Source organism: Mucilaginibacter sp. Mucisp86 (genome assembly GCF_047324315.1).
Taxonomy (GTDB): domain Bacteria; phylum Bacteroidota; class Bacteroidia; order Sphingobacteriales; family Sphingobacteriaceae; genus Mucilaginibacter.
This window is the reverse complement of the sequence record NZ_CP168503.1, coordinates 2,156,234-2,181,237: the sequence shown is the minus strand read 5'-3', so window position 1 is coordinate 2,181,237 and position 25,004 is coordinate 2,156,234. Positions and strand designations below refer to the sequence as shown.

Annotated in this window: 26 protein-coding genes; 12 read left to right on the top strand and 14 right to left on the bottom strand. The window is 42.1% G+C overall.

Annotation, left to right across the window (positions count from 1 at the left end):
* Positions 1-4 precede the first annotated feature (4 nt).
* Both ACEN9X_RS09145 and ACEN9X_RS09140 read right to left on the bottom strand, forming a co-directional pair.
* Complete coding sequence (locus ACEN9X_RS09145; RefSeq protein ID WP_413670077.1) at positions 5-2,779, bottom strand: TonB-dependent receptor domain-containing protein; 2,775 nt, start codon at positions 2,777-2,779, stop codon at positions 5-7.
* A 78-nt stretch (positions 2,780-2,857) separates the two neighbouring features.
* The gene (locus ACEN9X_RS09140; RefSeq protein WP_413670076.1) at positions 2,858-3,589 is read right to left on the bottom strand and encodes a hypothetical protein; all 732 of its coding nucleotides are present in this window, start codon (positions 3,587-3,589) and stop codon (positions 2,858-2,860) included.
* Positions 3,590-3,855: 266 nt separating this feature from the next.
* Here ACEN9X_RS09140 and ACEN9X_RS09135 point away from each other — a divergent pair, with 266 nt between their 5' ends.
* Entirely contained in the window at positions 3,856-4,212 is a 357-nt protein-coding gene (locus ACEN9X_RS09135) for a bleomycin resistance protein (RefSeq protein WP_413670075.1), read from the top strand.
* Between the two features lie 15 nt (positions 4,213-4,227).
* Here the strand turns inward: ACEN9X_RS09135 and ACEN9X_RS09130 are convergent, their stop codons facing one another.
* From ACEN9X_RS09130 to ACEN9X_RS09115, 4 genes are all read right to left on the bottom strand, one after another.
* A complete protein-coding gene (locus ACEN9X_RS09130; RefSeq protein WP_413670074.1) occupies positions 4,228-4,920 on the bottom strand; it encodes a response regulator transcription factor in 693 nt (230 codons plus the stop codon).
* Between the two features lie 116 nt (positions 4,921-5,036).
* Entirely contained in the window at positions 5,037-6,848 is a 1,812-nt protein-coding gene (locus tag ACEN9X_RS09125; RefSeq protein WP_413670073.1) for a sensor histidine kinase, read from the bottom strand.
* 113 nt (positions 6,849-6,961) lie between these two features.
* Positions 6,962-7,180, bottom strand: a complete 219-nt coding sequence (locus ACEN9X_RS09120; protein WP_413670072.1) for a GDCCVxC domain-containing (seleno)protein — start codon at positions 7,178-7,180, stop codon at positions 6,962-6,964.
* Positions 7,181-7,337: 157 nt separating this feature from the next.
* The gene (locus ACEN9X_RS09115; protein ID WP_413670071.1) at positions 7,338-7,706 is read right to left on the bottom strand and encodes a DUF3127 domain-containing protein; all 369 of its coding nucleotides are present in this window, start codon (positions 7,704-7,706) and stop codon (positions 7,338-7,340) included.
* An 88-nt stretch (positions 7,707-7,794) separates the two neighbouring features.
* Here ACEN9X_RS09115 and ACEN9X_RS09110 point away from each other — a divergent pair, with 88 nt between their 5' ends.
* From ACEN9X_RS09110 to ACEN9X_RS09090, 5 genes are all read left to right on the top strand, one after another.
* Positions 7,795-8,970, top strand: a complete 1,176-nt coding sequence (locus ACEN9X_RS09110) for a THUMP domain-containing class I SAM-dependent RNA methyltransferase (protein ID WP_091208922.1) — start codon at positions 7,795-7,797, stop codon at positions 8,968-8,970.
* A complete protein-coding gene (locus ACEN9X_RS09105; RefSeq protein WP_091208919.1) occupies positions 8,971-9,468 on the top strand; it encodes a hypothetical protein in 498 nt (165 codons plus the stop codon). It begins immediately after the preceding gene.
* A 271-nt stretch (positions 9,469-9,739) separates the two neighbouring features.
* Positions 9,740-9,979 carry a helix-turn-helix domain-containing protein gene (locus tag ACEN9X_RS09100; protein ID WP_413670070.1) on the top strand — a complete coding sequence of 80 codons (240 nt, stop codon included), beginning with the start codon at positions 9,740-9,742 and terminating at the stop codon, positions 9,977-9,979.
* A 53-nt stretch (positions 9,980-10,032) separates the two neighbouring features.
* Positions 10,033-10,680: an HD domain-containing protein gene (locus tag ACEN9X_RS09095; protein WP_413670069.1), complete on the top strand. Its 648-nt coding sequence runs from the start codon at positions 10,033-10,035 to the stop codon at positions 10,678-10,680.
* 41 nt (positions 10,681-10,721) lie between these two features.
* Complete coding sequence (locus tag ACEN9X_RS09090; protein ID WP_413670068.1) at positions 10,722-12,029, top strand: carbohydrate porin; 1,308 nt, start codon at positions 10,722-10,724, stop codon at positions 12,027-12,029.
* A 583-nt stretch (positions 12,030-12,612) separates the two neighbouring features.
* On the opposite strand, the gene ACEN9X_RS09085 is transcribed toward ACEN9X_RS09090, so the two are convergent.
* Entirely contained in the window at positions 12,613-13,464 is an 852-nt protein-coding gene (locus tag ACEN9X_RS09085) for a DUF4198 domain-containing protein (protein ID WP_413670067.1), read from the bottom strand.
* Positions 13,465-13,523: 59 nt separating this feature from the next.
* Here ACEN9X_RS09085 and ACEN9X_RS09080 point away from each other — a divergent pair, with 59 nt between their 5' ends.
* Complete coding sequence (locus ACEN9X_RS09080; protein ID WP_413670066.1) at positions 13,524-15,503, top strand: thiamine pyrophosphate-dependent enzyme; 1,980 nt, start codon at positions 13,524-13,526, stop codon at positions 15,501-15,503.
* Here the strand turns inward: ACEN9X_RS09080 and ACEN9X_RS09075 are convergent.
* Positions 15,500-16,135, bottom strand: coding sequence for a DNA-3-methyladenine glycosylase family protein (locus ACEN9X_RS09075; RefSeq protein ID WP_413670065.1), 636 nt, complete (start codon positions 16,133-16,135; stop codon positions 15,500-15,502). The genes ACEN9X_RS09080 and ACEN9X_RS09075 overlap by 4 nt on opposite strands.
* Before the next feature lie 142 nt (positions 16,136-16,277).
* Positions 16,278-17,396 carry a DUF4407 domain-containing protein gene (locus ACEN9X_RS09070; RefSeq protein ID WP_091208897.1) on the bottom strand — a complete coding sequence of 373 codons (1,119 nt, stop codon included), beginning with the start codon at positions 17,394-17,396 and terminating at the stop codon, positions 16,278-16,280.
* 116 nt (positions 17,397-17,512) lie between these two features.
* Between ACEN9X_RS09070 and ACEN9X_RS09065 the strand changes: the two genes are divergently transcribed.
* Together ACEN9X_RS09065 and ACEN9X_RS09060 are read left to right on the top strand one after the other, a co-directional pair.
* Complete coding sequence (locus ACEN9X_RS09065; protein WP_091208895.1) at positions 17,513-17,827, top strand: rhodanese-like domain-containing protein; 315 nt, start codon at positions 17,513-17,515, stop codon at positions 17,825-17,827.
* Positions 17,827-18,042, top strand: a complete 216-nt coding sequence (locus tag ACEN9X_RS09060; protein WP_413670064.1) for a DUF6358 family protein — start codon at positions 17,827-17,829, stop codon at positions 18,040-18,042. Before ACEN9X_RS09065 ends, ACEN9X_RS09060 begins: the two co-directional genes overlap by 1 nt.
* 90 nt (positions 18,043-18,132) lie before the next feature.
* Here the strand turns inward: ACEN9X_RS09060 and ACEN9X_RS09055 are convergent, their stop codons facing one another.
* From ACEN9X_RS09055 to ACEN9X_RS09045, 3 genes are all read right to left on the bottom strand, one after another.
* The gene (locus tag ACEN9X_RS09055; protein ID WP_413670063.1) at positions 18,133-18,693 is read right to left on the bottom strand and encodes a suppressor of fused domain protein; all 561 of its coding nucleotides are present in this window, start codon (positions 18,691-18,693) and stop codon (positions 18,133-18,135) included.
* Between the two features lie 89 nt (positions 18,694-18,782).
* Positions 18,783-19,364, bottom strand: coding sequence for a hypothetical protein (locus ACEN9X_RS09050; protein ID WP_413670062.1), 582 nt, complete (start codon positions 19,362-19,364; stop codon positions 18,783-18,785).
* 8 nt (positions 19,365-19,372) lie between these two features.
* On the bottom strand, positions 19,373-21,730 hold the full coding sequence (locus ACEN9X_RS09045; protein WP_413670061.1) for a prolyl oligopeptidase family serine peptidase: 2,358 nt from the start codon (positions 21,728-21,730) through the stop codon (positions 19,373-19,375).
* A 69-nt stretch (positions 21,731-21,799) separates the two neighbouring features.
* On the opposite strand from ACEN9X_RS09045, the gene ACEN9X_RS09040 reads away from it, so the two are divergent.
* Genes ACEN9X_RS09040 through ACEN9X_RS09030 form a run of 3 tightly spaced genes read left to right on the top strand, consistent with a single transcriptional unit; the run spans position 21,800 to position 23,099 of the window.
* Positions 21,800-22,318, top strand: a complete 519-nt coding sequence (locus tag ACEN9X_RS09040) for a GNAT family N-acetyltransferase (RefSeq protein ID WP_413670060.1) — start codon at positions 21,800-21,802, stop codon at positions 22,316-22,318.
* A gap of 20 nt (positions 22,319-22,338) precedes the next feature.
* Positions 22,339-22,869, top strand: a complete 531-nt coding sequence (locus ACEN9X_RS09035) for a zeta toxin family protein (protein WP_413670059.1) — start codon at positions 22,339-22,341, stop codon at positions 22,867-22,869.
* Between the two features lie 35 nt (positions 22,870-22,904).
* The gene (locus tag ACEN9X_RS09030) at positions 22,905-23,099 is read left to right on the top strand and encodes a hypothetical protein (RefSeq protein ID WP_413670058.1); all 195 of its coding nucleotides are present in this window, start codon (positions 22,905-22,907) and stop codon (positions 23,097-23,099) included.
* Between the two features lie 7 nt (positions 23,100-23,106).
* On the opposite strand, the gene ACEN9X_RS09025 is transcribed toward ACEN9X_RS09030, so the two are convergent.
* Both ACEN9X_RS09025 and pepT read right to left on the bottom strand, forming a co-directional pair.
* Positions 23,107-23,601, bottom strand: coding sequence for an N-acetyltransferase family protein (locus ACEN9X_RS09025; protein WP_413670057.1), 495 nt, complete (start codon positions 23,599-23,601; stop codon positions 23,107-23,109).
* Between the two features lie 103 nt (positions 23,602-23,704).
* Complete coding sequence (pepT, locus tag ACEN9X_RS09020) at positions 23,705-24,955, bottom strand: peptidase T (RefSeq protein WP_413670056.1); 1,251 nt, start codon at positions 24,953-24,955, stop codon at positions 23,705-23,707.
* Positions 24,956-25,004 lie beyond the last annotated feature (49 nt).

Sequence of the window (25,004 nt, the reverse complement as noted above, 5' to 3'; positions counted from 1 at the left end):
TCGATTAAAACCTGATATTATAATTAATAAACGGAATAGGTTTAGCAAATATGGATAGCTTGTAGCCGTTAATGGCCCCGCCCTGCTCTGTAAAGAATGTCGAATATGCGTTTTGCCTTCCGGTTAAGTTGTATACCCCTATTGTAAATGAGTTATGTGTTAACTGATGTACCTTATGGTTTCCTTCAATGTTCATTGAAAAATCCGATCTGAAGTAATCCGGGATGCGGTACTGGTTCCTGTCCGAATAAAACACCCGTTCAGAGCCACCATATTCATACTTGGCAATAGGTAACGTAATGGGCCGGCCTGTACTGTAAGTGAGGTTTAAAGAAACGCTAAACCGGTGGGAAAACCTGTAGTTGCCAATAAAATTAAAATCATGCGGCTTGTCAAAATTTGCAGGATAATAAGCACCTCCATTAATCAAATCACCGGCATTAGGATCATTTTGCCTTAAAAATGTCCGCGAATAAGTATAGCTGATCCATCCGTTGGCTTTACCTGTTGCTTTTTTTACCAAAAACTCAACACCGTATGCCTTGCCTTGCGTACCTATCACATCGGTTTCAATATGATGGTTTAAAACCAGGTTCGCCCCGCTCTTATAATCGAGGTAATCCCTTAACCGCTTGTAATATACCTCAACCGATGTTTCAATGGTATTTGATTTAAAATTATGGTAAAGGCCTAACGATACCTGGTCGCCATATTGGGGTTTGATATTAGGATCGCTCAGTTGCCAAACATCGGTAGGGGATATGGCTGTTGTGTTTGATAACAGGTGGATATACTGCCTTAATGTATTATAACCTCCTTTTATGGATAGGTTATCGCCTAATTGATATCTTGCCGAAAGCCTGATCTCGGGCCCCGAATAAGTTTTAATAAATTTTCCGCTCGAATAATTGGTGCTATCCAATAGGTTGGCGCTTGTTTTAGGTAGGTTAGGCGCATAGTTATAAACCGTTTGCGGCCCCAGGAAATTGTAGATAGAATACCTAACACCGCCGCTTATCGACAGGTTATCGGTTACATCAAACTTATCGCCAAGGTACAGGGCGCTTTCAAGCGCCTGCTGCGTGGCTACAACATCGGGGGCTACCAATGATTGATTGCCAAGCGGCTGAAAACTGCCCGGATGGAGTTTATAATAAATGGAGCTTAAACCAAAGTCGACAGTGTTTTTACGATTAAGATAATAAGTAAAATCTGTTTTGAAATTGCTTTGGTTGATGTCAAAATTGAGCTTGTAAGCATTCACCGGGTTGTCGGCACTTGAAACATCATACTGGTACCTGTCTATACCGGCGGTGATAACGCTGAATAGTTTATTGTTAAAATTATGCTTCCATTTAAGGTTGATGTTCCTGTTGCTGTAACTGTAGGCAGTATCACTATTGAGCCTGAATTTATCCTTGCTTATATAACTGGTTAAATACAGGTTATTTTTATCATCTATCTGGTGGCTTATGTCAAGATTGAGATCATAAAACGAGGCCGAACTATGCTTATAGGCATCGGGCAGGAGTTTAAGGAGCCAGTCGGAGTAAGTGGTACGGCCGCCGAATGAAAACGAGGTTTTATTCTTGATGATAGGGCCTTCAACATTAAGTCTGCTGGTGATTAAACCAATACCTGCCGAACCGGTAAATTTCTTCTTATTTCCCTCGCGATTAGTTACATCCAATACCGACGATAAACGCCCGCCAAATCTTTCCGGGATACTGCTTTTGTAAAGTTCGATATCCTTAACTATATCGGGATTAAATGATGAAAAGAAGCCGAAGAAATGTGATGGGTTATAAATAGTGGCATCATTCATCAGGATGAGGTTCTGATCGGCCGAGCCACCGCGAACGTTAAAGCCCGTTGTAGCTTCACCTACCGACTGAACGCCGGGCAGGGTAAGCACCACCCTTAATATATCGGCCTCGCCAAATACGGTAGGTACCTGTTTGATACTCTTAATATCAAGCCTGTTTACACCCAACTGCACATTGCGTACGTTTGCCACTTTTTCGGCAGAGATCTTTACTTCTTTAAGGCTGGTTACCTGCTCCTGCATCTCAATAATGATCTTACCGTCCGAGTAAAGGATGATCTGTCTGCGGGTATCGCGCATGCCGATACCCCTTACACTTAAAACCTGCCTGCCTTTTGGTAATTTGATGGTGAAATAACCAAACTGATCGGTAGCTACCCCTGTTTTTGTATTGGTGACATAAATGCTGGCCCCGGTTATTGATTCGCCGGATTTAGCTTCCTTTACGTAACCGGAAAGTGTTGCCGTGCCCGCCTCAATGGTATTGGTTTTAAGGCCTATTTCATACAGCTTATTTTCGGTAGTTGCTTCAGGGATCTTCTTATCTTTATCAGGATCGGCATTGGCAGGCGAAACACTCATATTGGCTGCGGTTGCATTGGCAGCTGTGATACCAAAATAACCAATTGCCAGCCCGGTTTGTATTTCGCGCCCTTTGGTTAAAAATACCTGCTGCTGTTTGGTGATGGCAAAACTAAAACCGGTGTTTTTGAAGGCCTGGCCCAATATAGCTTCAATAGGTTTATCCGTTACTTGCAGGGTTACCTTCAAACTGTCAAACTGCATTGGGTCGTAAAAAAAATGAAAGCCTGATTTGGCTTCCAGTTCTGTTACAAACTGTTCAATAGTAGCTTGCTGAAAGTTTACGCTGATTGATTTTCCCCGCCCCTGCTGGGCGTGGCACAGTTTAATTAAAATCAAAAAGCAAAAACTTAGAAAGTAAATTTTTTTCATCCGGTTATTTTATTTTCCTGCCGTATACATTCAATGCAATATCACCTTCGCCATGCATTAACAACATAGCGCGATACATTAATTAGTTAATTGATCGTAATAAGTAGCCACATTAACTATAGCCTGTTCAAAGTTTTCGCGGAAGTCAATGTTATTTGCCTTTATATATTGCCGCAGCTCCTTTTTCTTATCCTTAAAAATATCTAACAGCCCGCTTTTCCCACTGAAACTAAAATAGTTTCCCCCTTTTTTAACATAGTAGCCTTTTGTTTCACTAAAATAAGATTCCACTGTATTACTGCCGGTGCTGGTTTGGATGCTCTTGGCCCTTTTAACTATAATCCCGATTTTTCGCCCCGGATATAATTGATCATAAAAACCGGTAGCAAGTGCAGCTTTGCCTGTCGAATCAGTATTGATGCGGATAAAATGATGGTTAAGCAGCCAAAATTCATGTACCCGCTCACTTAGTAATGAAAATTTGGTAAAGTGGTTATACAGCAGTACTACTACTAAATCCTTATTAAGATCATATAACATTGGGACATCGCTGTAAACAGCAGCGCCGTACCTAACCGAACCTGGGGTAAATACCTTGTTGTCAAAAACATAGGCGTTGCCTTTTATTAGCGGATCATAAAATTCATATTCCGGTCCGTTATACAAGTGCGATTGCTGACCTATGGCAGTATTGTATTTAGCAACTGCGAAGCTTAAACCGGTGCTATCGATGCCCGTTTGCGCAGAAACATTATCGTTTGCTATTATGCCCCAGGTGATAACTAAGGCCAGGAGTAATTTTTTTACCATTTAGGTTTTTCTAAAAATGGAAATTACGTGACTTCGAGTTAATTACCAAATGCGATCCCTTTTATACATCGATACATGTGTATTAATCATGTTACATTAAAATAATGCTGCGTTTGTTTTATATTTATTACGCATGAGTTAAAACAAGCATGGCACAAAAGCCAATAATTACCTATTAAGCAATTGAATTCAACTCCTGGATAATTACCCAAAAAGATATACAGGAGCAAATGATCTTTGTAATTTTATAAAATATAAGCTCTTTTATGCTGAAAACCGCAATACCAGTTTTAGCTTCATTAAATGAAGAAGAAACCGTTAAGTTTTATACCGAAAAGCTGGGCTTTACTTTTAATGCAAGCTGGGACGGCTACCTCATTATGCACCGCGATAACCTGTTTATTCATTTGTGGCCTTGCAGCAATCCGGAAATTGCTCAAAACACTGGCTGTTATATTTTTGTAATGGAGGTTGATAAGCTATATGCTGAATATAAGCCGCTGGGCATAGTGCATCCCAATGCTGATTTGCAAATACGGCCCTGGAAAACAAAAGAGTTTAGTATTTTAGACAATAACGGTAACATCATCCATTTTGGTGAGGATATGTCAGGAGAAGGATGATTACGTATCGGGTAATTAGTTAATCAACAGCTTATACCCGCGCCCATGTACGTTGATGATCTCTACGTTAGCGTCGTCTTTCAGATATTTGCGGATCTTACTCAAAAATACATCCATACTGCGGCCGTTAAAATAATTATCATCATGCCAGATATTCAACAGCGCTTCCTCGCGGGTAAGTACCTCGTTTTTATGCACACACAGTAAACGCAGCAGTTCAGCCTCCTTGGTTGATAGTTTTTGCTGATTATCTGCAGTCATAATCATCTGCGTAGTGTAATCAAAGGTATATTTCCCAATTTTGAAGGAGGTTTGTTTTTCCTCTTCTTTTTTGCCCGGGTTATCCGTACGTTTTAATAAGGCATTAATACGCAACAGTAACTCTTCAATACGGAAGGGTTTTGTTATATAATCATCGCCACCTAAATTAAATGCCTGGGTTTTGTCCTCTATCATACCCTTGGCAGTGGCAAAAATAATAGGTACCTGGGTATTGATCTTACGAATGTCCTTGCCAAGTGTAAAACCATCTTTTTTAGGCATCATCACATCCAGTATCAGCAGGTCGTAAGTTTGTTTGGTAAAAGCGCGCAAGCCTTCTTCACCATCCTTACATAAAACAACATCAAACTTACCTTTCAATTGAAGGTAATCCTGCAGTAACAAACCTAAATTGGCATCGTCCTCAACCAGTAGTATTTTCTTCATATTTATTAGTCGGGAAGTCGGAAAAGTCCGTAAGTCCGTAAGATTATTTTAGTTATTGTATTTCGCTGCTTCCCACTTTCGGACTTCCCGGGCTCCCGGACTTTCCGACTTAAGAATTACGCTACCGCAAATTTCAGCTCAAACTCCGAGCCTTTTTCCTTTTCTGATTTTACGCTTATGGTACCATTAAGGCGTTTAACTATCGTATTAACATAGCTTAAGCCCAGGCCAAAACCTTTAACGTTATGCAGGTTCCCTGTAGGAATCCTATAAAACTGCTCAAATATTTTTGACTGCTGATCGCGGCTCATACCTATACCTTTATCAGCTACTTTAATAACAACCTGTCCATTTTTAATAAATGTGCTGATAGTTATATCGGGTGCTTCGTTGCTGTACTTAATAGCATTATCAATCAGGTTATACAACACGTTTGAAAAATGCAGCTCATCGGCAATGATATAGGCGTTTTCGGCATCGAGGTGCAGTGTGGTTTTGGCATCGCATTTTTGCAGTTTTAGCGCCATACTATCAAGCACTATACTCACCATTTCGTTCACATCAACCGGCTTCTTCTCCAGCTTAAAATCATTGCGTTCAATACGGGCAATGTTCAACACCCTTTCGATATGGCTGCCCAGGCGCGCATTTTCTTCAAATATGATGTTGGCTAAACGGGCTACCCGGCTTTTGTCTTCTGCAATTTCATTATCCCTTAAAGCTTCGCTGGCTATCATAATAGTTGACACCGGGGTTTTAAACTCGTGGGTCATGTTGTTAATGAAATCGATCTTCATTTCTGAGATCTTTTTTTGCCTTAATATCGAAAATATGGTATACCCAAAGCAAAGGATCAACACCATGGTAAGGCCGCCGGTTGTGGCCATGGTAGCTGTCATATTCCTCAAAATCAGTGAGTTTTTTTGCGGAAACGAAAGCCTGATCTTGCCCGGATCATTGATCACTTCTTTAGTAAAAATGGGGGTTTGGTAAGTATTTGCTGCGGTAAACACAGGCAGCTTTTCGCCCTGGCTATCGCTGGCGTTTGAAAATATCAGTGAATCACTGTTGGCTGTTGTAACCTCATAGCTGAAGGGTAAAAAAATACCCTTATTATGAAGCTCAAAACGGAGTAATGAATCTATCCAGAAAGGGTTGATTCGCTTATTCAACGGCTCGCCCGATTTACGATATTCTTCGGCCAGGTTTTCAATAACTGTAGGCTTGGTCCCCACACTGTTCACTTTTTCAAGCGAATCAGTCTCAAGCATTTTTTTGATCTGTTGAACCTGACGCTCCTTTTGCCTACGGTTTTGCTCCTGCACCCAAAGCGGATTGATCCGTGGTACTGAAATCATTTGCTTGCCGAACTGAGGGTCGACATAAACATATCTCAGTGTATCATATTTATGAAGCTTTTTGGGCCGGCTTAACCTGCGGGTGATGCGGGTATGTACAATCTCGGGCGTAAGCTGTTCGTGTACCACACCAAACTCATCAGTATATTCTTCAACACGTACCTTAAAATCAACAGTACCCTCGGTTTGTAACAAGCCGTTAAGCTCATCATCCATTTTTTTACGCTCAATCATGCGCTGCAGGCTGTCGCGCAGTAATGCAATCCGTTTTTCGCGGGCAGTAGAATGCCTTTTTTCTTTGGGTAACCCAGTTACCTTTATTGTGCTGATGCCCGGCTCTTCATTATCAGTACTGATGGCTGCTTGCTGGGTTTTGGTTTTCAAAAAATTGTTTGCGTCCTGGCGTGTAACTTTATCTACCACATTATTCATGGCTTCCCTCACCTGGCGATCGAATGAATCGGATTGCATCTGGTATGATTGCCTCAGAAAATAAAATTGCATAGCCATTACGCCCAACAGCGCAAAGCTCATTAAGCCAATAATTAAACCTATGCTCCTTTTCTTCATTTATTAAACAAACAAAATTATCCTAAATCCGCACACAAAAATTGTATTTAACAAAATTTAACAAATGTAACTAACATTAAAGTGTTGTTTTCTACGACTTTAGTATGGCCAGGTTATCGGCAGCAGGAAGTGCCAGCCTGTACCGGCGGACATTTTACTGTTCCATAACTGCAATACACGCAACAATCCCCTGCAAGCGGCTTTAGCATGGTTTGGCAGCCTTCACATACATAAAAGTACTGGCAGGCATTAGTAGGCATAGTTTCTTCCTTTTGATATCCGCAAAAAGGACAGGTGAGCAATGATTGCGTTTGAATTTGAGTTGTTGCCATATTATTTTGCTCGTTCTTTGATAGCTGCTATATGATAACCTATTTGATTGGTGTTATTACAGATCTACATCAATATAGTAATATGAAATCTTGTAAACAACAAAAGGCCCTGATAAAGGGCCTTTTGAAATATTTTATTACTTATGCTTTTCTGTTCTTAGAATGGCAGATCGTCATCATCGGCTGATGAGCTGATATCAGCTGATGGTGCTGCATATTGCGGAGCAGCTGATGCATTGTTAGCAGCTGCAAGAGGAGTAATTCTCCATAACTGCAATGAGTTAAAATAGGTTTTTTTACCCATTTTATCCGTCCATGGGCGACCTTTAAGGTTAAAAGAAACCTCTACATCGTCCCCAATCTTTACATTATCAAGCAAATTGCAACGATCCTGTATAGCCTCAAACTTTAAATATTCAGGGTATTGAGGGTTCTCAATATATTCAAGTATAAGTTCGCGTTTTTTAAGTGAATCGGTTACTTGCTGGGTAGCCGATACTTCATGTACCTTACCTTTAACTTCCATAATTAATCTTCAAATAATTTAAAAATGTAAAGTTAATAGTAAGAAATTAAAATAGGGGCTTTTTAATTCTTAATTTTGCCGAATTAATATGCAAGTTTTCCACACCGAAAGTAAAATCATAATTACATGTAACAAAAGGCTTTCAACTTACCTGCAACGGGAAGTTGAAGCTTTAGGCTTTGAGCCGGTGCGTGTTTTCCCCACAGGGGTCGAACTAAAAGGTACCGTTACAGATACCATTCCGCTTAATTTGAATTTGCGCTGCGCAAGCCAGATCCTGTATTCGTTAAAAACCTTCACCGCCCGCGACCCGAAAGAGCTTTACGATGAGCTGGTAACCATTGAATGGGAAAAGCTGATCGATTTTACCGGCTATTTTTCGGTATCATCAAACGTAAATAACGAGCACATCCTTACCCCTTTGTTTGCCAATGTAAAGGTAAAGGACGCCATTGTTGACAGGATCAAATCTATCAAAGGCATCAGGCCCGACTCTGGCCCCGAGGTTAATAAAGCGCTGGTGCACCTTTACTGGCAGGATGACCGTGCCGAAATTTTCCTGGACACATCCGGCGAAACCCTGGCAAAACACAGTTACCGTAAAATACCGGGCAAAGCACCTATGCTTGAGGCATTAGCGGCATCAACCATTATGGCTACCAAATGGGATATGAAAAGTACTTTCATTAACCCCATGTGCGGTTCGGGCACCCTGGCTATTGAAGCCGCCTTGCTGGCTACCGATAAACATCCTGGCTTGTTCAGGATGAACTACGGCTTTATGCACGTACTTGGTTATGATGAAACCGTATTTTTTGCAGAGCGCCGTGCATTAAAAGATAAAGCCAAAAAAGAAACCGGCTTTAAAATCATCGCTACAGATATTTCTGAAGATGCTGTTGACATTGCCCGCAAAAATGCAAAAACTGCCGGCGTAGAACATTTAATCGATTTTGCCGTTTGTGACTTTGAAGATACCGAGGTGCCTGAAGCAACAGGTGTAGTGATGTTTAACCCTGAATACGGCGAGCGTTTGGGTGTGCACACCAAATTGGAGATCACCTATAAACGTATGGGCGATTTCCTGAAAAAGAAATGCCTCGGGTATAATGGTTACGTTTTTACGGGCAATCCCGATTTAGCCAAGAAAATAGGCTTAAAGGCTGCCCGCAAAATTGAATTTTATAATGGTAAGCTTGATTGCCGCCTGTTTGAGTATGAACTGTACCAGGGCAGCAAACGCGAACCGAAAGAAGAAAATTAAATGAAAAAGATCCTGTTATTTATAACACTTATTTTATCATCGGTATTAGTTAAGGCACAAACACAATTAGCATTTCCATTTCAGGGCGGTAGTCCTATTATGAACCGCTTTTTTAAAGACAGCCTCGTTGTATCGCCCGAGATCATTAAAAAGAAAGCTACAGGCACAGCTGTGTTTAAATTTACTGCAGATGATAAAGGCACCATTAAAAAGATCATAGTTTACTATGCCGATGATGCTATACTGGTAGTGCCTATCATTGAGGCGCTAAAAAAATCAAACCATAAATGGATCATTCCTGATCATGAAAAACTGCATGATTTTATTTTGCCATTTTCTATCAACTTTAATGCGCCGGCAAATACCAGTAATGCAACCATGAAGGCCGCATTTGATTACTACAGCAAACGCAGGCCTATCATATCTTACAACCAGGTACCGCTTGAAACGGCTACTTTATTGCCTTCGGTTACGGTTAGTTACGATTTAAGCGAATAGTTTATTAATAAAACATATTTGGAAGCGACAGATCTTAGGGCCTGTCGCTTTTTTTTGAAAAAATCTTTTTTGAAAAAAATATAGTTTTAGTTAAAACCAAAGCGTAACTTTTTTCGTAATCATGCTTATAGGGCCATTGGTGGCATTTACTTTTAATTAAAACCTAAAAAAATCTCCTGTATCCTGGCGGGCGAGTTGGATTTTTTTACAAAATCTGAAATCCGGGCTTCAATTATTCTCGTTAGTTATAATTGAATTAAAATATAATTGGATGAAAGATATGCTAAATTTTAAGATCAAGGCCATCGCCGCTAACATCAGGCATACCAGGGAAGGATTAAATTATACCCAGGAATACCTTGCGGCCAAGTTAGGTATATCGCAAAATGCCTACAGCAAAATAGAGTTAGGTTATACAAAAATAACCGTCGAAAGGCTGTTTCAGATTGCTTCTATTTTAGAAATTGAAGTTTCTGAACTTATAAATACCGAAAAAACAGTTGCGGCTTAACGTTTTATGCACAATTTTAATGTTCCGTCTTTTGCTTAGTATCTTTGCCGGAGATGGAACACGATAAACTTATTGCCGCTACTGTTGATTTTGTACGCGATACCCTCAGAAATGCCGAAGGCGGCCACGACTGGTGGCACATTCACCGCGTTTGGACCAACGCAAAACTCATCAACCAAACAGAAAAAACTGATCAGCTTGTAGTTGAACTTGCTGCTTTGCTGCATGATATTGCCGATAGTAAATTTCACAACGGCGATGAAGAGATTGGCCCGCGCACGGCCGGTAACTATCTGCAAAGCATGAATGTTGATGTTGCTGTAATTGAACATGTACAGCAAATCATCAGGCACATGTCGTTCAAGGCCAGCTTTGATCAAAAGTCATTTCATTCGCCGGAGTTAGCGGTAGTGCAGGATGCAGACAGGCTTGACGCAATTGGCGCCATCGGCATTGCCCGCGCTTTTACCTATGGTGGCTTTAAGGGCCGTGAACTGTATAATCCCGAAATTAAGCCAAACCTTAGCATGACCAAAGAAGAATATAAAAATACAACCGCCCCAACTATTAATCATTTTTACGAAAAGCTGCTATTGCTTAAGGATAAGATGAATACGCCCGCCGGAAAAGCGATTGCAGCGCAAAGACATGCTTTTATGGAAGATTATTTGAAACAGTTTTTTCAAGAATGTGGTTCATAGTTAACGCGAAAGCTTACTTTTGCGCCAAATTTTGATACCCCATGAAGAAACTTATATTTACTATAATACCCGTGTTTATTGCTGCCGTTACTTTTGGGCAGGATACAGTTAAACGTCAACGGTTCAACTTCCATTTCCAGCAAACGGTAATTACCCAGTACAAACCATCATTCCATGCTGATTATACCGGCGATAACAGCTTGCTTACCGGCGAGGAAACGCAAAGCTCTATTACCACCACACTTTTTGGCGGTGCAAGGCTTTGGAAAGGTGCTGAAGCATATTTTAACCCTGAGCTTTCGGGTGGAGCCGGCCTGAGCAAAACTTTGGGAGCAGCAGGCTTTCCCAATGGCGAAACTTTTCGTGTAGGTGGTGCCGAGCCTAAGATCTATATCGCCCGGTTATATTTTACCCAAAACTTTGAATGGGGTAAGGATAAAGATACCATAAGCGATGATGCCAACCAGTTAGCCGGGTTAAAAAGCAAACGCTATTTTTCGGTTACTGTGGGTAAATTTGGCATGGCCGACTTTTATGACGGCAATGAATTTAGTCACGATCCGCGCACACAATTCATGAACTGGAGCTTGATGGATAACGGGGCATGGGATTATCCGGCTAATACCCGCGGTTATGTTTTGGGCGTACATACCGAATTGGGACAGCCAAACTGGACATTACGTTTCGCCTTCACTATGTCGACCACTACTGCCAACGGCGCCATCTGGGACCAGAAAATAGGCAAGGCCAATACCCAAACTTTAGAGTACGAAAAACGCTATACCCTAAATGGTCAAAAAGGTACTTTCAGGGTCCTCGGTTTCAGGAATAATGGTAAAATGGGCGACTACCGTCAGGCACTGGCGCTTAGCCCAACGGCTCCTAATGTTGATACTACCCAGACCTGGGGCAGGCACAAATATGGCTTTGGTATCAGTGCAGATCAGTATTTAACCAAAGATTTTGGTGTGTTTGCCAAAGTGAGTTACAATAACGGCAAAACCGAAACCTGGTATTTTACCGAAATTGACCGCTCGCTAAGCTTTGGCGGTGTGCTTAAGGGCAGTTCATGGAACCGTGGCGATGACGAATTAGGCCTGGCTTTTGTGGCTAACGGTATCTCAAATGCCCATCGCGATTATCTTGCTGCCGGAGGTTATGGTTTTATCATTGGCGATGGCAAGCTTAACTACGGCACAGAATTTATTGCCGAGCTTGATTATAAAATAAACGCTTATCAAAAGAAATTCTGGCTTACACCAGGATACCAGTTTTTACTGAACCCTGCCTATAATAAAGACAGGGGGCCTGTAAACGTGTTTTCACTAAGAGCACACGTGGAGTTTTAAAAGCACAGCGGCAGTTATGTCATTGCGTGTAACCATCAGGGAAATCCAGAAAAAAATTGTGATGACATATAAAAAATATTCTTCACCGTCCCATCAGGGTCTCTCGCAGAGGACCCTGATGTATACGTCATGCAGATCGCTGTTCAAAATATCTATTAGATGTTTTGAGCGCGGCGAACCTCAGGGTCCTCTGCGAGTTTAAGTTAACCCACAAAATCACCAATCTGAAATTTCAATAGGGGGCACCTACGGAGCCATAAATCTGCTTTTTTAGGCTATAAACACGTGGCCCCGCTGGGGCCGGCATGGCTTTATAACATAATTAGGTGTTAATCAAAGGTGTCTTAGGATAGCTGCACCAGAGGTGCAAAAGGTTTGTAGCATAAAAAATGATAGAAATACCCTTTGCCTCAGAGGGGCAAAACAAAACACTTGCTGATTAAACGACAAAACAATTTTGTGGGTAAACTTAAATCTGCGAGAGACCCTGATGGAACATGAAGCACAGCGGCAGTTATACAACAGGAGTAAAACTCATTCCCTCCGTTAAATAACTGCCGCTGCTACTTAAAACTGCTACTCATTAATGTTTGTTCCCAAAGCCAAACTCCCGGTATGAATTAGGTACGTCATCCGTATTACTGAAGGCAAAAGTGAACGTGGTAGTCCAGTTTTCATAATCGGCCTTTTTATCCTGCGATGGCTCAACATGGGTTGAGCTGATCATATAAACTCCTTCGCGGCTTAGTTTAAAAAACACCAAACCGTTACTATCACTTAACAATTTTTGCGGAATTATAGTGCCGTTAATCGTACGTACATACTGAATTACAACAGCGTCTTTCATTGGTTTACCCCTAAAAAGCACCTGTGCTGTTACATCATCGCCATAGGCGGCTTTATAAGGGTTTTGCTGGATCACAATTTCGTAATCTTCGCCCAGGGGTTTATCGAAATCCTTACCATTGGCCTTATCAACAGAAATAAGCGTTTTTGTTGACTGGTGGTACCTTTCAACAAAATACTGCTGACTGCTGGCCCTTGCTTCTTCGGCCATTTTATCAAGCCCTTCGCTTTCAAGCGCCCTGATAAATTTATTCCTTTCCGATTCCGTTTCATCATTCCTAACCAACTCAAAAAGGGCAAGGCCCGAGTTTTGCAGCTCATAAGTAAGCAGACTGCTATCGGCCTGGTTAGTGATTTTTGAAAGATCTGTTTTTTTTGAGCCTTCGTAAAGCATAAACTTGGTTGCCTTAGCCGTGGCATATTTAAATTCATTTTCAGGTTTAAACTCGTTCCCGCTCAGTAAATGCAGGTTAAGCTTATCGCCTTTATGAACGTAAAAATTATGTGGCAATAAGAAAAAATCCTGCGAACTGGCCGCGAAGCCGATCATGAGCAGTAGTATAATGATGAAAACAGAGGTGCGCTTCATAGTTTTTTGATAGTATCATCAAACATACAAAGTTTTAAAAACTTCAGTAGTTTTACGTTATGATTTTTGACAGGAAAAACCTCGATAATGATACTTTGCTGGCATTTTACAAAAAATTGCTGTTCCCGCGCATGGTTGAAGAGAAGATGCTGATCCTGCTAAGGCAGGGGCGCATTGGCAAATGGTTTTCGGGTATTGGCCAGGAAGCCATAGCTGTTGGCAGCACCCTGGCCATGAATACCGACGAGTATATTTTGCCCATGCACCGCAACCTCGGCGTTTTTACTTCAAGAAACATTCCGCTTTCGCGCTTAATGGCGCAATGGCAGGGCAAACCTTCGGGCTTTACCAAAGGGCGCGACCGCTCTTTTCATTTCGGCACCCAGGAATATAAGATCATCGGTATGATATCGCACCTGGGGCCGCAGCTTGCACTGGCCGACGGTATTGCCTTAGCCGATGTATTATCGGGCAAAAAGAAATCAACACTTGTTTTTACCGGCGAAGGTGCTACCAGTGAAGGTGATTTTCACGAGGCACTCAATATAGCCTCGGTTTGGAAGCTGCCGGTAATATTCCTGATCGAAAACAATGGCTACGCTCTTTCTACTCCAACAAATGAGCAGTATAACTGCCGCGAACTGGTTGATAAGGCCATAGGCTACGGTATTGAAGGCCGCCGTATTGACGGCAATAACCTGCTTGAAGTTTATAACACCATAACTACGCTTAATAAAGCTATTCGTGAAAACCCGCGCCCTGTTTTGCTGGAATGTATGACTTTCAGGATGCGCGGCCACGAAGAAGCATCGGGCACTAAATACGTGCCCAATAACTTGTTTGAGTGGTGGGCGGGGAAAGATCCGGTAGCAAATTTTGAAAAATACCTGCTTGCCGAAGGGGTTTTGCTAAAGGACATGATCCCTGTGATCCGTAAGGAGTTTGCGGCATTGATTGAAACCGAAATTGAAAAGGTTTACTCCGAAGCTGATATTATACCTGATGTAGCCACTGAGGTACAGGATATGTATAAGCCTTACAGTTTCCCGCTTGTACAGCCAAACGCTTCGCCTGTTACTAATAAGCGCTATATAGATGCCATTAGCGATGGCCTTAAACAAGCCATGCGCAAACATCCCAACCTGGTGATCATGGGGCAGGACATTGCCGAATACGGCGGAGCTTTTAAAATTACACAGGGCTTTGTGGAAGAGTTTGGCAAAGCCCGCGTTCGTAATACGCCTATTTGCGAATCTGCAATTGTTGGCGCAGGGATGGGGCTTGCCCTTAACGGCTACAAGGCGGTAGTTGAAATGCAGTTTGCTGATTTTGTCACGTGCGGCTTTAATCAAATCATTAATAACCTGGCCAAAACGCATTACCGCTGGGCACAGGGCGTTGACGTGGTGATCCGGATGCCCGCAGGTGCCGGAACCGGAGCAGGGCCATTCCACTCACAAAGTAATGAAGCCTGGTTTACCAAAACGCCCGGTTTGAAAGTTGTTTATCCTGCCTTCCCGGCAGATGCCAAAGCGCTGTTGCTTGCCGCCATTGATGATCCTAACCCCGTAATTTATTTTGAACATAAATACCTGTACCGCAGCATCAATGCAGATGTACCCGATAATGATGTAATGATTGAGATTGGCAAAGCCAATGTAATTAAACAAGGCGATAAAGCCACTATCATAACATTTGGTCTTGGCGTGCACTGGGCTTTGGAATATGCGGACAAGCATCCCGATCAATCCATAGAGATCATCGACCTGCGCAGCCTTCAACCCTGGGACCAGGAAGCTGTTGAAGCCAGCGTTAAAAAAAACGGTCGGGTGCTGATTTTACATGAAGATACCCTAACCAACGGCTTCGGCGCCGAAATTGCCGCCCACATTGCCGAGCATTGTTTTAAATACCTTGACGCCCCGGTAATGCGCTGCGGCAGTTTGGATACCGCTATCCCGATGAGCAAAGCATTGGAAGATCAGTTTTTGGCAAAGGCAAGACTGCAGGAGAGTATGGAGAGCTTGTTGGCTTACTAGGTCCTCGGAGGCCGTGGCGACGACAGGTAATAATGCCATAACAACATTGATGCAACGGTGCGGTAAGGTTTCCATTGTTCGGTTACCAATAACAATTCTTCTCTTGATGTATCTTTTGGCAAGTTTTTTACCCTTTTTAGCGCGTTAACAGCCGCAAGATCTCCTATAGGGAAAACGTCGGCGTGTTGCAGCACAAACATGAGGTACACATCTGTTGTCCAGTTGCCGATGCCTTTAAGGGCGGTTAGTTTGGCGCGGATAATGTCATCAGGCATTTGTTCCATTTCGGCAAGGTTAATTTGTCCGTTTACAATGGCTTCGGCAAGGTATTTTATGTAGATAGTTTTTTGCCGGCTTACATAGCATGCGCGAAATTCCTCATCGGTAAGGAGCAGCACCCGGGTTGGGGTAATTTGCTGCACCCGTTCCCTTAATTTATTTAAGGCCGATAATGCAGATGCCAGCGATACCTGCTGCTCCAAAATAATATGCACTAATGTTTCAAAACTGTTGGGCCGCGACCATAAGGGCGGATAGCCATGATTTTGAATGATCAGGGCAAGATCAGGGTCATTAGCAGCAAGCTTATCGCAGATGAGATGAAAGTTTGAATGGGAAAATTGCTCAAACATAGGTTGATGATATGTTGTGCAAGATGAGGGATTAGGCCGGGAATTGCAAAAAATAACGTAGAGACGCATAATTGCGTCTCTGAACTATACAGAGACGCTTTGTAGATCGGGAGACACAATTATGTGTCTCCGCATTCATAATTTACTCATAGCTATGCCGCTCAAAATCATAATCAGATTGTGAGGTAATGATCTTTTTTCGCCGCTGGATATCCGTATCCAGGTTATGGTCATAAATATTATCCGTAACTGCCATATCCCGTTCCTTGTCCCGTTCGGCCAGATGAATATTGGCTTCAGCGGTTTTGGCTATGGCTGTATCATAAGGTCCCTTGGGCGACATCAGCTTTACAAACACCGGCAAGCATTCAAACAAAATAAAAAGGTACCCAATAAATGAGATAGCTAGGTAGGTATCCAGGTCGCGCTTCCCGTTTTCCGTGTAAGTGAGTTGGCCCAATGCCCAGTTACGGTCAGAGAAACCTGCAATGCTGGCCAGGCTATCCAGTTGATGTTCGGTAAAGAGGCGTGTACTGTTTAGGCCCTCATAATCCTTACGAGCGCTCAGGTACTGGTCCATCTGCCCTAAATTATCAGTAACAGTTTTGAGGCGGGCTTCTTTTTCTTCCAGTACAGATTGTTTTTGTTTGGCGTAAGTTCCGTAACCGGTGATGCCCGATGTTTGGTTGGTTTTATCGCCAAAAACTTCCTGGTTAAGCTGGTAGCGTGAGCGGTTAATATCCCGTTCAAGCGAATCCTTTTCCTTTTTTAGATCGGTATTTTTACCCAACTCCATGGCATATTTCTGCATGTAGGTTTTTTCGAGGGTATCAATCTTACTGCGTTGCCCTTTTAAATAGGCTGTTTTTAGTTTCTGGCGAATTTCTTTATCAAAGATCTTGAGCTCAAGCGGACGCGATATTACGATACCAATCATAATGGCCAGCAAAATACGCGGCGATGCCTGCAAAATCTGCTGATTGGTTGTACCTTCTTTGTTAATACTGGATACAATGTAACGGTCCATATTAAAAATGGCCGTTCCCCAAAGCAAACCAAATAGTATAGCAAAGCCTACAGCAAAACCATCACCATTAAAAACAAAGTACATGGCATAGCCGCCGGATAAAGCCGCAAACAAAGCGGTGAAAAATATAGTTGCCCCAATACCAACATACTTATTATGCTCGATAGGGTACTTTTTTAAGGTATCGATATGTGCTCCTGAACAGAACCAGAAAAAGCGTGTAACTTTTTTCATTAAGTAATTATTGTGTAAACATATATGAAACGCTCATACACTTTGATTGTTACAAATAACAAGCCTAAATATTTGATTAAGAAAAAAACTACCTTTGGATTATAATTACATTTAACATGAACGAGATAACCGTACAGGAACTAAAAGAAAAAATTGACAAAGGCGAAGACTTTCAACTGATTGACGTTAGGGAAGATTTTGAATACGAAACTTCAAACCTTGGCGGACAACTTATACCGCTCGGCGGCGTAGTGATAGAATCAGAAAAGATAAGTAAAGATAAACCAGTAGTAGTAATGTGCCGCAGCGGTAAACGTAGCGCAGCCGCAATTATGCAGCTGGAGCAGCTTGGCTTTACCAACCTGTCGAACTTAAGGGGCGGTATCCTTGCGTGGCAGGCCGAAATTGACCCTGAATTAAACGTATACTAATGGGCTTTAAATTAGTGCTCAATGTGCTTTACACCATGGGTGTAGCCTTGTGCTTTATTGTTGCCTATAAGATGCTTACAACCCACAATTACCCTGTAATGGCGGGCGCCATCATTGTTGGTGTAATTGTAATTTTTATGAAGCTCAGGCTTTTGAAACAGGTTAAGGACACCCAGGACGCCTCACAAAATAAAAAAGGCAAAGGGACTAAGTAACCCAATGTTAATGCTTGCAGACTTACGACGTTTTTGAAACTTCGTAAGTCTTTGCGGTTGTTTGTAGCCCGCGCAAGTTTAGACGTTTTATTATACGACGCTCCGTCTATTACTATCAAGATAATTAAATTGGCTTCCCTCCAACTTCTCTTCTAATTCTTCCAAGCCATTTTGTATTTTATAATTTCGCTCCTGTAGTGTTATAGGGATAAGCCAATAACAAAAAATTGCTCTATCGCTATTATCCGGATAAAACCGTTCGAGATCAGGTCCATCAAGATAAGGCAAAGAAATGAAGCCGTAACTACATTCAGAATCTCCCTGCCAGGCCCTGCCGAAATTAATTGTATCTCCCAAATTTAAATTTTGATATATATTGTGGTAGTAAACCACGCTTGTCAACAACTCTAATATCGAGTTATCCTGAGCAGCGGAGAACAAATGTAATTCAACAGGCTTTTCATGGGTAAATGCCGACATCCCGCATGTTGCATAAGTCCACATTTTCCTCTTGCCTGTTGGTTTAAATTCTAAAATTGTAAGTTTATTATCAAATTCTTTGATAGGTCCCTTTGTCCATATCCTCTCTTCAAAATTGCTTCCCCAATTTGATATATAATGCTCTTTGATCAGTTTGTTGTAAATGCTCATCTTATAAACTGCATTATAATTAAAAATTTATGATGAATTTTAGATTTATTATAGTCTTGTGCTTGTTTATAGATGAACGCAAGATAAGGCTACTTTACAATTGCTTTTACAAATCCGTACACAGATATAGTATCGACATATTTGCTTTCCCACGTATGTGATACCGCTATCTGAAATGAAAACTTACCTTTCAGCAGGTCGCCCTTTGCGTAAGTGCCTTTATCAAGGATCAAATTTTTGTTTATTACCTCAAAAACAGGTTTTTTGTATGAGCTATCAGTAATTGAAAAAGTTTGATAGTATTTAGCATTAAATACGCCTGGTGATTTAACAAATCTCAACTCGTAACGACCATTTGAGAAAGGAGTGTCAGTCAATATAAAAATCAACGTGTCTTTGTTGAGGGTCACATCACCGCTTCTGAAAAACTGTTTGGCTTTACCGTCAGTAATTGTCGTTTCTGATGTATAAATACGTTTTAAAGAATCTCCCTTTTGCTTGTTTAATACATACTTAAAATGTTCTTCATTAAAGAAAGGTTCGTCATAAAGTTTGCTTGAGTAGTTTTTCGCAGGGTACAGTGCCGGCATCGTGACCAATTTTGCTTGTTGTATCGGCTGCGTTGAACATGCAAAAAGAAACAACCCGAGTAAAATTGGTAGTTTTTTCATGATAACAATTATTTCTTCAAAGTCCCTTCAAATAACTTATAAATCCGTTTATACTCATCGGTCCAGCTGCTGGGTTGTTCAAAGCCGTGATCTTCTACAGGGTATGAAGCCAGTTCCCAGTTTTCTTTGTGTAATTCTATTAGTTTTTGGGTAAGGCGAATGATATCCTGGTAGTTTACATTTTGGTCTATCATGCCATGTAACATCAGCAGGTTACCTTTTAAACCATTAGCAAAGTAAATAGGCGAGCTTTTGCGGTATGAAAGCTCGTCGGTAAAAGGCTCATTCAATATGTTCGATGTATACTCATGGTTATAGTGGGCCCAATCGGTAACGGAGCGGATAGCGCCGCCTGCTGCAAAAACATCAGGCTCGGTAAACATACCCATCAGGGTAATAAAGCCGCCGTATGACCCACCATACAAGCCTACATGCTTCGGATTTACACCATATTTTTCAACCAGTAGTTTTACACCGTCAACCTGGTCTGTTAAGTCCTTGCCGCCCATGTGGCGATAAATGCCGGTCCGAAAATCCCTGCCATAGCCTGCGCTTGCGGTATAATCGATATCCAGTACGGTATATCCATTATCGGCCAGCATGTTATTGAACATAAACTCACGGAAATAATAACTCCATGAATAGGTAACGTTTTGCAGGTAGCCTGCACCGTGTACAAAAACTACGGCCGGTTTTGCAGGATCGGATTTTTTTGGCTGATACAGGCGTGCATAAACATCGGTACCATAGCGGTTTTTAAAGGAGATGATCTCCGGGTCGCGCCATGGGTACGACAGGTACTCGGCCGAAACCGAGTTGGTTAGCTTGATTGCTTTTGCCCCCGGCTTATTAGCCTGGATATATAACTCCCAGGGGCGGTTGGAATAAGAATACCTGATGGCCAGCCATTTTTCATCCGGAGAAAGCGTTACCTCGTTGCCCCCTTTCATACCGGTAATTTTAACCGGGGTTCCTCCGCCAACCGGGATCCTGTAAAAATGGGTTATGCCCGGATGATCTATATTGGCAGTAAAGTAAAATGTTTTTTTATCGTTGCTTAGCTGTAAGGTTTGCACTTCCCATTTGCCGTTGGTAAGCTGTTTTTTTGCACCGCTGGTTACATCAACCACATAAATATGTGAGTAGCCACTGGCTTCGCTTTGGTAATAAAAATGGGTGTCGTCAATAAAACCGGCATTTCCGGGATCATCAATACCCGGCCCGCCTATCCAGGCTTCATCGCGCTGACGATCAAGCTGGTTGAGTTTCCCGGTTACCGGGTCGAGGCGCATGATCCAGCAATCTTTATTATCCTGTGCCGAGATAATAACCACCGCATTGCTGCCGTTTTGGTTCCATAAAACACCGTCGATATTTACCGGCCTGTCGGCATTTTCCTTTTGGCGGGCTTTTAATTCTTCGGGGTAATCTTTTAAATAATCGGGCAGATCTTTAATACCGGGAATCTCTGATGTAATAACCGGGTAAACGGCCTCGCGGCGCTTATCGTAAATAAAAGTCTCTGAAGTTGATGAAGGCCGGCCAACCTTTGAGCGGTTAGGAATATCCTCGGTAAAGCCTGATGCGGTAACATAATTTGGTACGATAGCATTCTGAACTCCTTCGGCACGTTTGGTAAGGTTGTAAGTTATAAAACGGCCATCGGGGCTGATCTGCACGGCGCTCAGCCTTTTTTCGCCAAAGGCAATTTCTTTTAATTTATCAGGTTTGAGTAATGCTGTTTCTGTTGAGTCTTTTTTATCATCTTTCGCTTCTTTTTTGATGATATCAAACAGTTCAAGCTGTTGTTTTTTGAGCCACTGCTCCTGCTCGTTAGGTTTATCCTTGTTTTTTTTATCACTTGTTGCACGCACAAAGTTAGTAAGCTGCACCAGGCTACCGCCATTCAGGTTTAGGGCAAAGAGATTGTTATCTTCTTTATAGATAATCTTTGTTTCATCACCGTTAAAAGCAGGGCTGTCTTCCTGCCCTACGGTATTGGTTAAGCGGGTGGTTTTATTGCTTTTTACATCGTATAAAAACAAGTCGCCATTTTTACTGAATACCTTTTGAGTATGCTTTTTATTCCATTCGCCGCCCGGTGCCAGATCACGCTGTTCGGCAATGCTAACCTTTTGCACCCTGTTATCAGCCGGGTTAACAGCATATAAACGCGCATCACCCGAAGCATCATCATCCCATTTAAAGTAGATCTTTTTACTATCGTTAGCCCAGCGAACATTGGAGGGGGATACCCCAATCCATTTCGGGTCGCGCATAATTTTTTCGATGGTAAGGCTGTCCAGCTTTTGTGCAAAAGCACCTGCTACCGGCATCAGGAACAATAAGCTTAAAAGTTTCTTCATATCTCAATAAAGCATGCAATTTAGCAGTTTAGCCAATGATTGCTATTTTTAAGCATTTTATTGTTACAAATGGAACTACAGGGCAACGGATTTTTATTGAGGGCATGGCAACAGGGAGATGAAATATCGCTTCAACACCACGCAGACAATGCAAAAGTAGCAGCTTTTTTGCGCGATAGGTTCCCGCATCCGTATACACTGGATGATGCTTTGTTTTGGGTGAATCTGGTAAAAGATCAGCAACCATTAACAAGTTTTGCCATAGTGATTAACGGCGAAGCCTGCGGCGGTATCGGTATTGAACCGTTTAATGATGAAAGCCGCATCACTGCAGAGATAGGCTACTGGCTTGGTGAGCAATACTGGGGTAAAGGTATTGTGACTGCGGCTGTAAAACTGGTAACCACTTATGCATTTGAGTACTTTCCGCTGATACGTATTGAAGCCGGGGTGTATGATAAAAACACAGCATCTATGCGGCTACTTGAAAAGGCTGGTTATTTAAAGGAGGCCGTGTTGAGGAGATCGATCATTAAAAATGGTGAGGTGATGGATAAGCATATGTATGCTATATTTAAGGAGGATTAATTGAAACTATTTTAAAACAAATGCCCAATTTATACATCATAGCAGGTTGCAACGGTGCCGGTAAAACTACTGCAAGCTACACGGTTTTGCCCGAATTGCTTAACTGCAATGAGTTTGTAAATGCTGATAATATTGCAGCTGGGCTTTCTTCCTTTAACCCGGAAAGCGTTGCACTTGAAGCAGGCCGAATCATGTTACAGCGAATTGACGAATTGCTAAGTCGGGAAGTTGATTTTGCTTTCGAAACTACGCTTTCAACCCGGAGTTATGTTTCCTTTGTTAAAAAAGCCCGGCAAAAAGGATACGAAGTTACTTTATTGTTCTTTTGGCTAAGTTCGCCACAAATAGCGATGCAAAGGGTAGCTACACGTGTGAATGAAGGCGGGCATAACATTCCTATAGATGTGATTGAGCGTAGGTACTACAGGAGAATAAGAAATTTAATATCTTTGTATATACCGCTGGTTAACATGGTTGGTGATAAAAAACATGGATACAGGTCCGGAGCTTGTAGCAAGAGGCATAGAAAATTCAAAGCCTTCTATAGCTAAACCCGATGTTTGGGAAATAATTTTAAGCCAGGCAAATGAGAACTAAAATAAATATCAACATGGATATAAATGAATTGGAAGCCAAAGTGTTGAAAGGCATGAATATAGCCATAAGAAAATTAGTTGAAACTTCTGCCGAAAAAGGTAAAAGTCTTATCATTGGCGAAATTGATGGCAGTTTCAAAGTGGTACCCGCTAAAGAACTTTTGAAAACCCTACCCGCTAAATAGCAATCAACTACAGTTCTTTCCGCATCACATAATCATTCATCCAGTATTTACCAATAGCTATATCTTCTTCATAAGCTACTGCAAATCCCATCTTTTCGTAAAATGACTTGGCATTATTATACCTGTTCACATTTAGTTCAAGCGTTTGCTTGCCGGCATCTTTGGTTTTTTTTGCTACCTCGTTAATTAATACCTTACCGTAGCCTTTGCCCTGGGTTTCGGGCAGGCAATAAAGTTTATGCAGTTTGTAGATCTCAGAATCTTCTTCGCGGGGGGAATAGGCGGCAAATGCTACCGGTCTACCTTCTTCTTCCAACAGGAGGAAAGTTTGCTGATTTTCTTTAACCTGCTTGGTTATTTTTTCTGTCGAATAAATTTCGCCCAGCATAAAGGCTATCTGTTCGCGCTCGAGTATAGGGCTGTAGGTTACCCACCAGGTTTTATCAGCAATATTGCGGATAGTTTCTACATCATTTATGGTAGCGGTACGTATCGTGTACATTTTTAAATTTAGCTGCGTGTTAATAATTACGATTTTGTTAAAGCAGTTAGTCTTAAGCCCGATGTCAAAAACACACTTTCGACTTAGAACTTAAGACTTCATACTAACTTTTTTCCTCCCAGATCATGCACAAGTGTAAAATGGTTTCAACTGCCTTTTGCATGTCCTGTACCGATACCCATTCATGCCTGCTGTGGAAAGCATGTTCCCCGGCAAAAATGTTGGGGCAGGGTAACCCCATAAACGAAAGCCTTGAACCGTCAGTGCCGCCGCGAATGCTGCATAATTTGGCAGTTAAACCGGTGCGGTTTATGGCCTCCATGGCATAATCAACAATTTGCGGGTGCTGGTCAAGTATGCCTTTCATATTGCGGTATTGCTGGCTCACGGCAATATCAAACGTTGAACCCGGGAATTTCTTTAGCACTTCGGTTGCTGTTTTATGGATAACCTCCACATGATCTGCAAGTTTGGCTTCATCAAAATCGCGGATTATAAAGTCGATAGTAGCGGTTTCAACGTGGCCCTCCATACCTACCGGGTGCACAAAGCCTTGCATGCCCTCGGTATGCTCCGGCGAAAGCTCATCGGGCAGGGCGGCAATAATTTGGCCGGCAATTTTAATGGCGCTTTCCATTTTGCCTTTTGCAAATCCCGGGTGTGAGCTTACGCCATTAATGGTAAGCCTTGCACCATCGGCCGAAAAAGTTTCATTCTCCATATTGCCCGCACTCTCTCCATCCATAGTATAAGCGGCAAACGCGCCAAGCTTGGCGATGTCCACGTGATCAACGCCATGACCAACCTCTTCATCGGGAGTAAATAAAATACGGATATCACCATGTTTAATTTCGGGGTGGTTCATGAGCTGGTAGCAGGCATCCATAATTTCGGCTACACCGGCTTTATTATCAGCGCCAAGCAGTGTTGTGCCGCTGGCAGTTATTACATCGTTGCCAATTTGATTTTTCAGGTCTTCATATTCTGCCATGCGGATTACCTGGGTATCGTCATCCGGCAATATTAAATCCTGCCCCCGGTAGTTTTTATGAACAATGGGTTTCACATCTTTGCCGCTGCAATCTGGCGCAGTATCCATGTGCGAACAAAAGCAGATAACAGGAACTTGCTTGTCAGTATTGGAGGGTATAGTTGCGTAAACATATCCATACTCATCCAAATGCGCATCGGTTAGCCCTATGGCCAACAACTCATCAACCAGCATCCGGCCAAGATCTTTTTGCTTTTCTGTTGATGGAAATGAAACAGAAGTGGGATCCGATTGTGTATCAATGGTAACATAGCGCAAAAAACGCTCGGCTACAGTGAACTTAATGAATGAGCTAAAATTCATATAAAGCTTTTATATTAGTAAAAATTTAGGAGGCGGCTAACACCATCAC

Excerpts from the sequence above, each read along its gene's own strand:
- ACEN9X_RS09145 (WP_413670077.1), bottom strand. The coding sequence starts at position 2,779 with ATGAAAAAAATTTACTTTCTAAGTTTTTGCTTTTTGATTTTAATTAAA.
- ACEN9X_RS09140 (WP_413670076.1), bottom strand. The coding sequence starts at position 3,589 with ATGGTAAAAAAATTACTCCTGGCCTTAGTTATCACCTGGGGCATAATA.
- ACEN9X_RS09135 (WP_413670075.1), top strand. The coding sequence starts at position 3,856 with ATGCTGAAAACCGCAATACCAGTTTTAGCTTCATTAAATGAAGAAGAA.
- ACEN9X_RS09130 (WP_413670074.1), bottom strand. The coding sequence starts at position 4,920 with ATGAAGAAAATACTACTGGTTGAGGACGATGCCAATTTAGGTTTGTTA.
- ACEN9X_RS09125 (WP_413670073.1), bottom strand. The coding sequence starts at position 6,848 with ATGAAGAAAAGGAGCATAGGTTTAATTATTGGCTTAATGAGCTTTGCG.
- ACEN9X_RS09120 (WP_413670072.1), bottom strand. The coding sequence starts at position 7,180 with ATGGCAACAACTCAAATTCAAACGCAATCATTGCTCACCTGTCCTTTT.
- ACEN9X_RS09115 (WP_413670071.1), bottom strand. The coding sequence starts at position 7,706 with ATGGAAGTTAAAGGTAAGGTACATGAAGTATCGGCTACCCAGCAAGTA.
- ACEN9X_RS09110 (WP_091208922.1), top strand. The coding sequence starts at position 7,795 with ATGCAAGTTTTCCACACCGAAAGTAAAATCATAATTACATGTAACAAA.
- ACEN9X_RS09105 (WP_091208919.1), top strand. The coding sequence starts at position 8,971 with ATGAAAAAGATCCTGTTATTTATAACACTTATTTTATCATCGGTATTA.
- ACEN9X_RS09100 (WP_413670070.1), top strand. The coding sequence starts at position 9,740 with ATGAAAGATATGCTAAATTTTAAGATCAAGGCCATCGCCGCTAACATC.
- ACEN9X_RS09095 (WP_413670069.1), top strand. The coding sequence starts at position 10,033 with ATGGAACACGATAAACTTATTGCCGCTACTGTTGATTTTGTACGCGAT.
- ACEN9X_RS09090 (WP_413670068.1), top strand. The coding sequence starts at position 10,722 with ATGAAGAAACTTATATTTACTATAATACCCGTGTTTATTGCTGCCGTT.
- ACEN9X_RS09085 (WP_413670067.1), bottom strand. The coding sequence starts at position 13,464 with ATGAAGCGCACCTCTGTTTTCATCATTATACTACTGCTCATGATCGGC.
- ACEN9X_RS09080 (WP_413670066.1), top strand. The coding sequence starts at position 13,524 with ATGATTTTTGACAGGAAAAACCTCGATAATGATACTTTGCTGGCATTT.
- ACEN9X_RS09075 (WP_413670065.1), bottom strand. The coding sequence starts at position 16,135 with ATGTTTGAGCAATTTTCCCATTCAAACTTTCATCTCATCTGCGATAAG.
- ACEN9X_RS09070 (WP_091208897.1), bottom strand. The coding sequence starts at position 17,396 with ATGAAAAAAGTTACACGCTTTTTCTGGTTCTGTTCAGGAGCACATATC.
- ACEN9X_RS09065 (WP_091208895.1), top strand. The coding sequence starts at position 17,513 with ATGAACGAGATAACCGTACAGGAACTAAAAGAAAAAATTGACAAAGGC.
- ACEN9X_RS09060 (WP_413670064.1), top strand. The coding sequence starts at position 17,827 with ATGGGCTTTAAATTAGTGCTCAATGTGCTTTACACCATGGGTGTAGCC.
- ACEN9X_RS09055 (WP_413670063.1), bottom strand. The coding sequence starts at position 18,693 with ATGAGCATTTACAACAAACTGATCAAAGAGCATTATATATCAAATTGG.
- ACEN9X_RS09050 (WP_413670062.1), bottom strand. The coding sequence starts at position 19,364 with ATGAAAAAACTACCAATTTTACTCGGGTTGTTTCTTTTTGCATGTTCA.
- ACEN9X_RS09045 (WP_413670061.1), bottom strand. The coding sequence starts at position 21,730 with ATGAAGAAACTTTTAAGCTTATTGTTCCTGATGCCGGTAGCAGGTGCT.
- ACEN9X_RS09040 (WP_413670060.1), top strand. The coding sequence starts at position 21,800 with ATGGAACTACAGGGCAACGGATTTTTATTGAGGGCATGGCAACAGGGA.
- ACEN9X_RS09035 (WP_413670059.1), top strand. The coding sequence starts at position 22,339 with ATGCCCAATTTATACATCATAGCAGGTTGCAACGGTGCCGGTAAAACT.
- ACEN9X_RS09030 (WP_413670058.1), top strand. The coding sequence starts at position 22,905 with ATGAGAACTAAAATAAATATCAACATGGATATAAATGAATTGGAAGCC.
- ACEN9X_RS09025 (WP_413670057.1), bottom strand. The coding sequence starts at position 23,601 with ATGTACACGATACGTACCGCTACCATAAATGATGTAGAAACTATCCGC.
- pepT (WP_413670056.1), bottom strand. The coding sequence starts at position 24,955 with ATGAATTTTAGCTCATTCATTAAGTTCACTGTAGCCGAGCGTTTTTTG.